The organism is Geobacillus sp. FSL W8-1251, assembly GCF_038005945.1.
Classification (GTDB): Bacteria; Bacillota; Bacilli; order Bacillales; family Anoxybacillaceae; genus Geobacillus; species Geobacillus stearothermophilus.
Genome location: NZ_JBBOUF010000001.1, coordinates 907297 through 919794, shown reverse-complemented (window position 1 = coordinate 919794; position 12498 = coordinate 907297). Strand labels below are relative to the sequence as shown.

Here is a 12498-nt window from a genome sequence, read left to right as displayed (position 1 = left end):
GGACGAAATGGAATAAAATTCCCACCCTCTGCCTATACTGATGGACAAACACGTCTGGAAGTGAGGGGTCTCGCATGCTTTATCTGCACGACATTTGGGTCAACTGGTTTGAAGGAGAAGAGAACGGATACAACGTCTGTCATTTCCATGAATGGCGCAAGGACGATCAAATCGAGCTGCTCGACCAAGTGCCGCTGTTAAAAGTATCCCCGGCCCTGTTTCATTACATTGAAAACAGCTTGTCCGATCTTCCAAAACCGCTGCTAGACGATGTACATCAGAAGGCGTATGTCCGCAAAAACCATGAACGCATTCAGCTGGACTATTGTTTCGTTGTCACGGACGGCGCCGGCGTTTTGGCTGTCGATACAATCGGTTATCAAATCCCGATTCGCAAAAGCCGTCTCATTCCGCGTCAGGAACAACTCGTCTACGAAGTGGCGGCCGAAGCGGAGGAACGGGACTATCCGCTGCCGAGGTATGAAAAAGAATACCACATTTTATCGCCGGCTCCGGAACTGATGTGCGGACTCACGCGCAAAGAGCGGCAGTTGAAACAGCTGTTGTTTATGGCGCTTGACCAGCTTTATTCGACAAAAAATACTGCCCAGATGCGCTATTGGTATACGGAATGGGCGCCGGAAAAATACGCCGCTATTCAAAAAATGTCTTTTGATGAAGCGTGGGAACAATTGTATAACGAGACGAAATACGGGTGGTCCGAACGGCATGAGCAGCTGTGCGAAAACTTGATCAAAGGGCAGCCATTTTTCGAAAAACTGTGGGAAATGGAGCAAGAACCAAAAGTCAATTAAAAAACGGGCCAAGGCGATAGGCGCCTGCCCGTTTTTGTATGGCTTCGCTGGATGCGGCTATTTACCGCCGCCGCCCGAGCCCCATGGCTTGCTCCATTTTGCGCACCATTTCCGATGCAACCCGATTTGCTTTTTCCGCCCCTTCATCCAACACGCGGTCAAGCTCCTCGCTTTCCATCCAATGGTGATACCGCTCTTGAATCGGTCGAAGCGTTTCGATGACGACTTGAGCGAGGTCTGCTTTGAAGACGCCGTATCCTTTTCCTTCGTATTGCCGCTCCAACTCCTCGATCGATTGACCGGATAGGGTCGAATAAATATTGAGCAAGTTCGAAATGCCTGGCTTCGCTTCTTTGTCGTAGCGAATCGTTCCTTCCGAGTCGGTGACCGCGCTTTTGATCTTCTTCTCGATCGTTTTCGCATCGTCAAGCAGTGTGATGTACGCTTTCGGGTTGGGGTCGGATTTGCTCATTTTTTTCGTCGGGTCGACAAGCGACATGATGCGGGCGCCGACTTTCGGAATGCGCGCCTCAGGGATCGTGAACAGCTCGCCATACCGTTTGTTGAAGCGCTCGGCCAGATCCCGCGTCAATTCGATATGCTGCTTTTGGTCTTCGCCGACCGGGACGATGTCGGTGTTATAAAGCAAAATGTCAGCGGCCATCAGCGGCGGGTACGTGAGCAGCCCGGCGCTGACCGCCTCTTTGCCGGCCGATTTTTCTTTAAATTGCGTCATCCGCTCAAGTTCACCGATATAAACGATGCACTGCAGCATCCAAGCGGCTTGAGCGTGCGCCGGCACTTCTGACTGGATGAACAACGTCGCTTGCGTCGGGTCGATGCCGACGGCCAAATACAAAGCGGCGAGGCGGCGGATGTTTTGCCGCAGTTCGTGTGGGTCTTGCCAAACGGTAATGGCGTGTTGGTCAACGATGCAAAAATAGCAGTTGTATTCATGCTGCAGCTCGACAAACTGCCGCAGCGCCCCAATATAGTTGCCAATGGTGATGACGCCGCTTGGCTGAATGCCGGAAAAAATGGTTTTCATCGATCTTCACTCCCTCAAGCCAAAAATAAAAAAGGCCCTGCCAGCCCTCTGATAGGGACGGTAGGACCGCGGTGCCACCCTACTTATTGCGCGGAAAAGCGCAATCGCTCAGCCCATGCTTTGCGCATGGCCCCCTGTAACGCGGGGAACGTCCTCGCCTACTGCGTCGCCGGTTCGGCGGGAAGCTCGAAAGCCCATTCCATATGGCTAGCCGCTTGTTCGCACCTTCCACAAGCTCTCTGAAGGCATCGCCAATATGTACTCTTCTTTCTCATCGCTCGGCTGATCCTAGATTTGCCTTATATTATACGGAAAACATTCAGCTGTTGCAACCTTATTGCACGGCATATCCGGCGGCAATCATCGCCAAAAACAGAAGCAGACCAGAAAAGAGAAGCGGATACGTGATGGCGAAACGCCGCGGACCGAGCAGCTCATCCGATTCATGTTCTGCTGCCGCTTCCTCAAGATACCGCTCCACCCTCGCGCTGCTTCTGCGCAATCGGCGAAACCCGTATGCGAATCCGTTGAAAAACCCGCGTTCATAAACAAACAAAAGCCCGCCGAGCGACAGAGGCAAAAGGGAGAGCAAAAACGAAACGTTAATAAAGGCCACCGTACTCCATGCTCCTTGCCCTATTACGATGAGTGCGCTTGCCGCCAGCATCGCAACGACGAGCCATCCAGTCCGCACAGCCGTTTGTTTCATATCGTCTGTTCCCGCCTTTCCCTTCTCACTGCTTATTTTATCATAAATCATGTGGGCGGGAAGATTGTCAAAATTATTAACAAAATTATATTGAAAAATATAGAATAACCTGGAAGTTCAGGAGAGATTTGCTTCGAAGCTGAAAGGAAGGGCAAAAAAAATCATATTGTAAGCGTTTTCTTTTTTCTGTAGGCAGAAATTTTTTGTTTACTTTTTTGTTTACAATGGTGGCAAAAGTCGTTACAATGCAGGTGTAAATGCAATCCGATCCTCTCCCGTTTGTAAGTAGTTTGAATTTTTTTATTTTAAGGAAATAAAAAATCCTTTTCAAATATACTATCACAGGATATAATAAGCGATGTAAGTACAATCTTCTGAAATCAAACGGTTCAGAAGATTTGTAATACACTACATAAACCTAAGGGGGGTTTTTAGTGAAGAAGCGATTTTCTTTCTTCCTCGTCCTGCTTCTCGCGCTGTCAACGTTCCTCGCGGCGTGTGGCGGAGGCAAGGACAACAACAACGCTCAAGGCGGCCAGGGCGGCGAAAAGCCGGCGGAGAAAAAGGAGCAGGTGCTGAACTTGCTTGAAAGCCAAGAGATCCCGTCGCTTGACTCGGCGCTCGCTACCGACCAAGTATCGTTTATCGTGTTGAACAACGTCATGGAAGGTCTGTACCGTTTAGGCAAAGACAACAAGCCGGTGCCAGGGATCGCGGAAAGCTATGAAGTGAGCCAAGACGGCAAAACGTATACATTCAAGCTTCGCAAAGATGCGAAATGGTCCAACGGCGATCCGGTGACGGCGCACGATTTCGAATTCGCCTGGAAGCGCGTGCTTGATCCGAAGACGAAATCGGAATATGCGTACATCATGTACGACATTAAAAACGCGGAAGAAGCCAACACAGGCAAGGTGCCGCTTGACCAAGTCGGCGTCAAAGCCCTTGATGACTACACCCTTAAAGTCGAGCTGAAAAACCCAGTTCCGTATTTCGTCGGCTTGACAGCGTTTGGCACGTTTATGCCGCAAAACGAAAAATTTGTCAAAGCTCAAGGCGACAAATATGGATTGGAGGCGAATACAACATTGTACAACGGCCCGTTCGTGTTGAGCGAGTGGAAGCACGAACAAGGTTGGGTATATACGAAAAACCCGAACTACTGGGACAAAGACAACGTCAAGCTGGAAAAAGTCAATGTGAAAGTCGTGAAAGACACGGCGACAGCCGTCAACTTGTATGAAACAAAACAAGCGGACCGCGTCGGCTTGACGGCGGAGTTCGTGGATAAGTACAAAAACGACAAAAACTTCCATACGAAATTGGATCCGTCGCTCTATTGGCTGCGCATGAACACGAAAAAAGAACCGTTGAACAACGTCAACGCCCGCAAAGCGATTGCGATGGCCATCGACACGCAAGCGATGGTCGATACGCTCTTGAACAACGGTTCGATTCCGGCGAAGTTCACCGTTCCGAAAGACTTCGTCACCGGTCCGGATGGCAAAGACTTCCGCGATGTGAATGGCGATTTGGTCAATTACAATCCGGATGAAGCGAAAAAATTGTGGGAGCAAGCGAAAAAAGAGCTGGGCAAAGACAAATTTACGCTTGAATTGCTGAACTATGACACCGACAACGCGAAGAAAATCGGCGAGTACGTCAAAGCGCAGCTTGAGCAAAACTTGCCGGGCTTGACGGTCAACATTAAACAGCAGCCGTTCGCGCAAAAACTGAAGCTCGAAAGCAACATGCAATATGATTTGTCGTTCTCCGCCTGGGGTCCGGACTATCAAGACCCGATGACGTTCCTGCAGCTTTGGACGTCGACAAGCCCGCACAACAAAACGGGTTGGTCGAACGCTGAATACGACAAGCTGATCAAAGACGCGCAAACGACGCTTGCCAACGATCAGCAAGCTCGTTGGGATGCGATGCTGAAAGCAGAAAAAATCGTCTTTGAAGGAATGCCGATCGCTCCGCTGTACCAACGCGGCGCTGCCTATTTGCAACGCGAGTATGTCAAAGACTTCGTCACGCATACATTCGGCGCCGACTACAGCTTGAAATGGGCGTATGTCGAGTAATCCGTTGTTCTCTTGAATGAAAATGAGGAGGAGAGTATATGCCTAGGCATATACTCTCCTTTTGCCTGCCAAGGCGAAAAATGTCGAAAAACAACGAAGATTATAGAAAAGCAGAGGAGGTGCGGTCATGGCGCGGTATACGCTTCAGCGGTTCGTTTATATGATTATCACGTTGTTTATCATTGCGACGTTGACGTTCTTTTTAATGAAGCTGTTGCCTGGTTCGCCGCTTCAGAACCAAGAGAAATTAACGCCGGAACAGAAGGCGCTTATTTTAAAAGAGTACGGATTGGATAAGCCCGTGCCGGTTCAATACATTCAATATTTAGGGAATTTGTTGAAAGGAGACTTGGGGGTATCGTTCCAATATGACAACCGCCCCGTGACAGAGCTCATCAGCGATCGAATCGGCCCGTCGGCCCAGCTCGGGTTTCAGGCGATTGTGTTTGGGACGATCGTTGGGTTGATTCTCGGAATTGTCGCGGCGATTCGACATAATCATTGGGAAGATTACACCGCTACGGTCATTGCGGTGTTGGGCGCCTCGATTCCGTCGTTTGTGTTAGGGGGGTTTTTGCAATATTTTATCGCTGTGAAACTGCAATGGCTTCCGGTCGCTTTTTGGGAAGGCTTCAAATATACGATTCTCCCGACATTGGCGCTGTCTGTCGGGGTCATCGCTAGCATCGCCCGTTTTATGCGCACAGAAATGCTGGAAGTGTTAAGCTCTGACTACATTTTGACGGCTCGGGCGAAAGGGATCAGCCAGGCGGGGGTTATCATCAAGCACGCCATCCGCAACTCGCTTATCCCCGTCATTACCATTTTAGGACCGATGACCGTCAATTTAATGACGGGAACGCTTGTCATTGAGAAACTGTTTGCTGTCCCTGGTCTTGGGGAACAGTTTGTCCGTTCGATTGAACTGAACGATTACCCGGTTATTATGGGAACGACGTTGTTTTATTCCGCCTTGTTGATTTTGGCAGTATTCATCGTTGATGTGTTGTACGGGGTTGTCGACCCACGCATCCGGTTGGTAGCGTCAAAAGTTCTATGAAAACTCCACACAGATCATCCCATTGAGCATCGTGGGGCATGCGGAGGGCCGGATTCGCCCTTGACCAACACCCGCCAAAGGTGGGAAAGAGTCGTCAAGGGCGACGGGGACAAAAAGAAGGCAATAGGAAAGCCGCCCTTGCCATGACCGAATTTTACCTTTGGCGGTGTTCGGTTGGTCAAGGGTTCGCTTCGCCGAATCCGGCAGGAGTTCTGTTCAACGGGCTCCGGCGGACAAAAAAGTCAGGCCGTCTCTTGTTGGAGAAACGCTTGTGCCATGGCGATGAGCTTCGTCCACCGGGCCGGCATATGCGGAAGATCCGCCAGTTCCGGGATGACGACCGGGACCCGGCCTTCGAGTGCGCTATGCGGGCGCAGGAAGTTGAAATACGCCACAAACAGCGTCACAAAGGACACCGAGCCTTCTTCCGCACCAAACCCATGGGTCGGGCGGTAGTTGCCTTTAAAGGTCCGGTTGAATCGCTCGATGATCTGTTTGAGAGGGCGAAACTCTTCCGAGACCGGATCTTCGTTGGTTAGGCCGATCACCTGGCGGACGTCAAACGAAATCCCGTGCTGGGCGAAGAAGTGTTGCGCCAGCCGGTAAATCGGGTTGCCATCCACGACAAACGACAAGTCGTCTGGGAGGGACGGCAGCTTTCGCAGGACATCATCGATGGCCTGGATGGCCGAGAGCGTGTCCCGCTTGGGCGAGACGCGATACGACAGCACGATCTTTTTGACGGCATCAAACATAAAGAACAGGTAATGCCAGCGCCCTTTGACGCGAATATACGTCTCGTCCCCGCAAAACGAACCGGACAGCTCATACGGGAACCGGTCGACAAAGGGCTTGATCCAAAGCGCGACGCTGTTGGCGTAGTTGAGCACCGTCTGATGGGAGATCGAGACGCCATGGATGTCCTTCATGGCGGCGGCGGTCTCCCTCGAGGACATCCCAAAGTTGACGTAGTACGTCAACACGAGCCCCAACACGTGCGGCGACGCAGCCAGCCGGGACAAATCGACCTTCGGTTGGATGGGCGACGAGGAAGCCAACGGGAGAAAGTCAAACAAGAACTCTCGAAACAAATACCGCACCTTGAAGGCTTGAGGATCCTGTTGAAACTGTTGGCGCTCCTTCTTGGTCATCCGGCGAAGGTTGGCCTGGTAAAACGGGCAATCGTTGTTCTTGCACTTATAGATGTGGTATTCTTTGCGTTCCTTGATCTTTTCCAGCGTCTTTTTGCAGTGCGGGCAGCGAAAGACCGCTTGCTTGGTGAACCGATTTCGGTGGTTGAACCGGCACTGGCACACTTTGCATTGGTATTGCCCTTTTCCGCCGTTATTGGCGTACAGGTAAGAAGAGGGAGCCTGGCAGCGAGGGCAGGTCAACGAATCCGGAACACGGTGTTTCGCATTCGCGCGGCGCTGGATGGGCCGTAAAGGACGTCCGTGCTGGGCTTCATAGTCTGCCAACAGCTTCCGGTAATCAAGGGTTTCCGGCACATCGATGATCGGAAGGTCATCGACCTGAAGTTTCCGGTACGGCTTTTGGATGGGTTCGTCCAAGTCCTCGAGATTCAAGGATTTTCCCACGATCACACCCATCAAATACACAATGATTTGATATTGGGTCTTGATTATTTCGAGCAAATAGGCTAATAATTGAGGTAACAAAGCTTGTCACTCCTTTGTTTTGGCTGTTGGGTGTCGTTACCTCAATGATGGCCGAAAACAACGGGGGTGGCAAGCTTTTTTTCGTTCAACCGTTGAAACTCAAGGGAAAACCGTGAGTGTGGAGGATACACTTTTGACAATACCCCGAAAACAACGGGGGTGGCAAGCTTTTTTTCGTTCAACCGTTGAAACTCAAGGGAAAACCGTGAGTGTGGAGGATACACTTTTGACAATACCATCCGGTTAGCGGGAGGGAAAAAATGATGGCGAAACAACAATACGAACAACTGTCACCGGAATGGTTTCAGCCCGCCCCGCCGAACGTTGGTGAGCAGGAAAAAATCAATCGTCCAAGCTTGACGTTTTGGCAGGATGCTTGGCTTCGCCTTCGGGAAAACAAGGCAGCGATCGTCGGGCTCGTGATGATTATCATCTTGGCGCTCATGGCGATCATCGCCCCGATGGCGAGCGACCGGACGTATAAAGATCAAAACTTGCGGCATGCGAAACTTCCACCGAAAATCCCGGTGCTTGAACATATTCATTGGCTTCCGTTTGACGGCCGGGATGCGAGCGGCGTTGATGTGTATAAACAGCGCGGCGTGAAAGAGTACTATTGGTTTGGCACGGATGACTTAGGACGCGACTTGTGGGTGAGGACGTGGTATGGCACGCGTATCTCCCTTTACATTGGTTTGCTGGCGGCGTTGATCGACTTATTGATCGGGATTGCGTACGGCGGCATTTCCGGCTACTATGGCGGCCGCGTCGACAATGTGATGCAGCGGATCATCGAAATTTTAAACGGCATCCCGTATTTAATTATGGTCATTTTGTTCATTTTGATTTTTGAGCCTGGAATCATTTCCATCACGCTGGCGATGGTCATTACCGGTTGGACGACGATGGCGCGGATCGTGCGCGGACAAGTGTTGAAATTAAAGAACATGGAATACGTGCTGGCGGCAAGGACGCTCGGAGCGCCGACATCACGGATTATTTTCAAACATTTGATCCCGAACGTCATCGGCCCGATCATTATTACGACGATGTTCACGATTCCATCGGCCATCTTCACTGAGGCGTTTTTGAGCTTTATCGGCCTTGGCATCCGTCCGCCGGAAGCGTCGCTTGGCTCGCTTGTCAATGACGGATACAAATCGATCCAAACATATCCGCATTTAATGATTATTCCGGCCGTTGTCATCAGCTTGCTCATTTTAAGCTTCAACTTGGTGGCAGACGGAATTCGCGATGCACTCGACCCGAAAATGCGCAAATAACCGACGGAAGGGGTGAAACCGATGGAGAAAATTTTGCAGGTGAACGATTTGCATATTTCCTTTGACATCCACGCCGGTGAAGTGCAGGCGGTTCGCGGCGTCACGTTCGACTTGTATAAGGGAGAAACGCTGGCGATCGTCGGCGAGTCAGGGTCTGGGAAATCAGTGACTTCAAAAGCGTTGATGCGCCTGTTGCCGACGCCGCCGAGCCGAATCAAGCAAGGGGAAATTTTATTTGAAGGAAAAGACTTGACCAAGCTGTCGGAGAAAGACATGCAATCGATCCGCGGGGCGAAAATTTCAATGATTTTCCAAGATCCGATGACGTCGCTCAACCCGACGATGACGATCGGAAAGCAAATTATGGAAGCAATTTTAAAACATCAAAAGCTGTCGAAAGAGGAAGCGCGCAAACGGGCGATTGAACTATTGCAGCTGGTCGGCATTAAAAACGCCGAGCTGCGCATGAAGCAATACCCGCACCAATTTTCCGGCGGAATGCGCCAGCGTGTTGTCATCGCCATCGCCTTGGCGTGCAATCCGAAAATTTTGATCGCTGATGAACCGACGACCGCGCTGGATGTGACGATTCAGGCGCAAATTTTGGAGTTGATGAAAGACATTCAGAAAAAGCTCGGCATGTCGATTATTTTCATCACCCATGATTTAGGGGTTGTCGCCAACATGGCCGACCGAGTGGCGGTGATGTATGCCGGGAAAATCGTGGAGATCGGCACGGTGGATGAAATTTTTTACAATCCGAAACATCCGTACACCTGGGGATTGCTCGCCTCGATGCCGAGCCTTGATCATAAAGATACGGAGCTGTATTCGATCCCGGGCTCGCCGCCGGATTTGTTAAATCCGCCAAAAGGCGATGCGTTTGCGCCGCGCAATCCGTATGCGCTCAAAATCGACTATGAGCTCGAGCCGCCGATGTTCCAAGTGTCTGATACGCACTATGCGGCGACATGGCTGTTGCATGAAAAGGCACCGAAAGTGGAACCGCCGGCGATCGTGCGCGAACGGATGAAACGGTTTGCTGACATCGTCGCCCGGAAAGGAGGGAAGCCGCGTGGCTAAGCAAAAGCTGCTTGAAGTGAAAAACTTAAAACAATACTTCCCGGCCGGCCGCGGCGAGGTGGTGAAAGCGGTCGACGGCGTCACGTTTGACATTTATAAAGGAGAAACGTTCGGCCTTGTCGGCGAGTCGGGCTGCGGCAAGTCGACAACGGGGCGGACGATCATTCGGCTGTATGAGGCGACAGACGGAGAAGTACTGTTTAACGGCGTTAACGTACACGGCAAAAAATCAAAAAAAGAGCTGAAAGAGTTAAACCGAAAAATGCAAATGATTTTCCAAGATCCGTATGCGTCGTTGAATCCGCGGATGACGGTCGCCGACATTATCGCTGAGGGTATTGACATCCACGGATTGGCGAAAACGAAAGAGGAGCGGATGCAGCGCGTCTATGAGCTGCTTGAGACGGTCGGGTTGAACCGCGAGCATGCGAGCCGCTATCCGCATGAGTTTTCCGGCGGGCAACGCCAGCGGATCGGCATCGCCCGGGCGCTCGCCGTCGAACCGGAATTCATCATCGCCGATGAGCCGATCTCGGCGCTGGACGTTTCCATTCAGGCGCAAGTCGTCAACTTGCTGAAGCGCCTGCAGCGTGAAAAAGGGTTGACGTACTTGTTTATTGCCCATGACTTGTCGATGGTCAAATACATCAGCGACCGGATCGGCGTGATGTATTTCGGGAAAATGGTCGAGCTCGCTGAATCGGAAGAGCTGTACCGCAATCCGATCCACCCATACACGAAGGCGCTCTTGTCGGCCATTCCGCTTCCTGATCCGGAAACGGAGCGGACGCGCAAGCGGATCGTTTACGATCCGGCGCAACATGGCTACAAAGATGGAGAGGAACTTGAATTCCGCGAAATTACGCCTGGCCATTTTGTGCTTTGTTCGGAGGAAGAGTATAAGCGGTATCGGGCGATGTATGCCTAGCCGAATCGAAAAAAGCGCCGCTCTTTCACCGCTGCATGATGCGAACGGTGAAAGAGCGGCGCCCACCTATGCGCCTGTTTTGGCGCGTTATTTTTTTCCCCCGACGACTTTCCATCCTTGTTGGATGCGGCGGGAGGCCTCGACATGCTTTCCACTTTTGTTTCGGCCGAACAACCGCTCTCCGATCGTGTTGCTGATATTCCCCATCAATGCGGTGAGGACGACGATCAATGCCGAAGCAATGGCAAAGTCGATGAAATAGCCGGCCATCGGTTCTTCCTCCCTTTTCCTTTTCTACTTTGATTGTAGAGGATTTGCCTTCACTTTGGAAGAGGAAAGAAAATTGCATTTATCATCGAAAAACTATATCTTTCTTGGCCGATGTATTGTATAATATATTATGTTGAAGTCATTTCAATTTGCAAACGATTGGCAAAGCGGCTGATCGCCAGACTGGCGTCCAGGCCGTGTCGCTATGCTGTCAGACGTCAAACCGGCATAGCGGTGCACGTCTGTCGTCTGACGGACGAGGGAAGCAAGGGATTCCTTGTCAAAAGGAGTGATCGAAGTGGTCAAGCTATACACATCACCGAGCTGCACGTCATGCCGGAAGGCGAAGGCGTGGCTCGAGAAGCACAATATTCCTTATGTAGAACGCAATATTTTCTCTGAACCGCTCACGGTTGAAGAGATTAAAGAAATTTTGCGGATGACGGAAACGGGAACGGACGAAATCATTTCGACCCGTTCGAAAGTATTCCAGAAGCTGAACATTAACTTGGAAGCTTTGCCGCTGCAAGATTTGTACGAGCTGATTCAGAAAAACCCAGGAATTTTGCGCCGGCCGATCATCATTGATGAAAAGCGGCTGCAAGTCGGTTATAACGAAGATGAAATCCGCCGCTTTCTGCCGCGCAAAGTGCGGGCGTATCAGCTTCGTGAAGCGCAGCGGCTGGTGAACGGGTAATAAAAAAACTTCTACATGGTCTGCCATGTAGAAGTTTTTTATCATTTGCTTTATGTGGCGCGCGACCGGCGGTGGGCCGCCAAGCCGAGCAAAACGGCAAGAATGGCCGTTAAGACCGGAAACAACGCCTCCCAGCGCGGGTCGTAAAACGGACGCAGCCGCTCTTCGGCAGTGATCATGTTTCCGGCTGTGTATGCCAAAAGGGCGCCGCCGGCATAAATCAGAAACGAAAACCGTTCCATGGCATAAAGGATGATTTTGCTGCCTAAAATGATGATAGGAACAGAAAAAAGAAAGCCAAAGATGACAAGCCCCATATGGCCTTGGGATGCTCCGGCGATGGCGATGACGTTGTCCATGCCCATAACGACATCGGCGGCGACGATCGTCTGGACGGCTTTCCAAAGCGACGGTTCGGCTTTAATGGCGGCATGTTTTTCGTCTTTTTTCCCCATGAGCTTCAAGGCGATCCAAAACAGGAGGAGGCCGCCAGCTAGCTGCAGAAACGGGATGGTCAACAGCCATACGACCGCTGCGGTCAGCAAAATGCGGACGGCGATCGCCAGCGCCGTGCCGAGGACAATGGCGATGTTCCGCTTTTGTTCCGGCAAGTTGCGGCTCGCTAACGCAATGACAACCGCATTGTCCCCGCCAAGAATGACATCAATGCCGATAATCAGCAAGATAGAAACGATGTATTCATCCACCATAGGCGTCCCTCATTCCGTTCGTGTTCATCATCATTATAGTAGGGCATGGCCGGTTTCATAACCAATTTTTTAAAATGCGTTTTTTTATTTTCCTTCTTTCGCTTTTTATCATAAAATAAAAGTACAAGA

The 12498-nt window shown here is 51.0% G+C and carries 12 protein-coding genes and 1 other annotated feature; of the genes, 7 read left to right on the top strand and 5 right to left on the bottom strand.

Annotated features, from left to right (window positions below; all coding sequences use genetic code 11):
- The first annotated feature begins 74 nt into the window (after positions 1-74).
- Positions 75-815, top strand: a complete 741-nt coding sequence (locus NSS88_RS04725) for a YjbA family protein (RefSeq protein WP_049624649.1) — start codon at positions 75-77, stop codon at positions 813-815.
- 61 nt (positions 816-876) lie between these two features.
- On the opposite strand, the gene trpS is transcribed toward NSS88_RS04725, so the two are convergent.
- Together trpS and NSS88_RS04715 are read right to left on the bottom strand one after the other, a co-directional pair.
- On the bottom strand, positions 877-1863 hold the full coding sequence (gene trpS / locus NSS88_RS04720) for a tryptophan--tRNA ligase (protein WP_033015631.1): 987 nt from the start codon (positions 1861-1863) through the stop codon (positions 877-879).
- A gap of 50 nt (positions 1864-1913) precedes the next feature.
- Positions 1914-2147, bottom strand: a binding site (T-box leader).
- 50 nt (positions 2148-2197) lie between these two features.
- The gene (locus NSS88_RS04715; protein WP_049624935.1) at positions 2198-2572 is read right to left on the bottom strand and encodes a DUF3899 domain-containing protein; all 375 of its coding nucleotides are present in this window, start codon (positions 2570-2572) and stop codon (positions 2198-2200) included.
- A 434-nt stretch (positions 2573-3006) separates the two neighbouring features.
- Here NSS88_RS04715 and NSS88_RS04710 point away from each other — a divergent pair, with 434 nt between their 5' ends.
- Both NSS88_RS04710 and opp3b read left to right on the top strand, forming a co-directional pair.
- On the top strand, positions 3007-4659 hold the full coding sequence (locus NSS88_RS04710) for a peptide ABC transporter substrate-binding protein (RefSeq protein WP_049624936.1): 1653 nt from the start codon (positions 3007-3009) through the stop codon (positions 4657-4659).
- 127 nt (positions 4660-4786) lie between these two features.
- A complete protein-coding gene (opp3b, locus tag NSS88_RS04705; RefSeq protein ID WP_049626098.1) occupies positions 4787-5719 on the top strand; it encodes an oligopeptide ABC transporter permease in 933 nt (310 codons plus the stop codon).
- A 242-nt stretch (positions 5720-5961) separates the two neighbouring features.
- Here the strand turns inward: opp3b and NSS88_RS04700 are convergent, their stop codons facing one another.
- Complete coding sequence (locus tag NSS88_RS04700; RefSeq protein ID WP_341082940.1) at positions 5962-7398, bottom strand: DDE-type integrase/transposase/recombinase; 1437 nt, start codon at positions 7396-7398, stop codon at positions 5962-5964.
- Positions 7399-7658: 260 nt separating this feature from the next.
- Here NSS88_RS04700 and opp3C point away from each other — a divergent pair, with 260 nt between their 5' ends.
- Genes opp3C through NSS88_RS04685 form a run of 3 tightly spaced genes read left to right on the top strand, consistent with a single transcriptional unit; the run spans position 7659 to position 10692 of the window.
- The gene (opp3C, locus tag NSS88_RS04695) at positions 7659-8681 is read left to right on the top strand and encodes an oligopeptide ABC transporter permease (protein WP_049624937.1); all 1023 of its coding nucleotides are present in this window, start codon (positions 7659-7661) and stop codon (positions 8679-8681) included.
- Positions 8682-8702: 21 nt separating this feature from the next.
- Positions 8703-9764: an ABC transporter ATP-binding protein gene (locus NSS88_RS04690; RefSeq protein ID WP_049624938.1), complete on the top strand. Its 1062-nt coding sequence runs from the start codon at positions 8703-8705 to the stop codon at positions 9762-9764.
- The gene (locus tag NSS88_RS04685; RefSeq protein ID WP_033015644.1) at positions 9757-10692 is read left to right on the top strand and encodes an ABC transporter ATP-binding protein; all 936 of its coding nucleotides are present in this window, start codon (positions 9757-9759) and stop codon (positions 10690-10692) included. Before NSS88_RS04690 ends, NSS88_RS04685 begins: the two co-directional genes overlap by 8 nt.
- An 87-nt stretch (positions 10693-10779) precedes the next feature.
- On the opposite strand, the gene NSS88_RS04680 is transcribed toward NSS88_RS04685, so the two are convergent.
- Positions 10780-10962 (bottom strand): hypothetical protein, encoded by a 183-nt coding sequence (locus tag NSS88_RS04680; protein ID WP_049626044.1) that lies wholly within the window; start codon positions 10960-10962, stop codon positions 10780-10782.
- A 298-nt stretch (positions 10963-11260) separates the two neighbouring features.
- Between NSS88_RS04680 and spxA the strand changes: the two genes are divergently transcribed.
- On the top strand, positions 11261-11659 hold the full coding sequence (gene spxA / locus NSS88_RS04675) for a transcriptional regulator SpxA (RefSeq protein ID WP_011230318.1): 399 nt from the start codon (positions 11261-11263) through the stop codon (positions 11657-11659).
- 50 nt (positions 11660-11709) lie between these two features.
- On the opposite strand, the gene NSS88_RS04670 is transcribed toward spxA, so the two are convergent.
- A complete protein-coding gene (locus NSS88_RS04670; protein ID WP_049626045.1) occupies positions 11710-12369 on the bottom strand; it encodes a TerC family protein in 660 nt (219 codons plus the stop codon).
- Between the last annotated feature and the right edge of the window lie 129 nt (positions 12370-12498).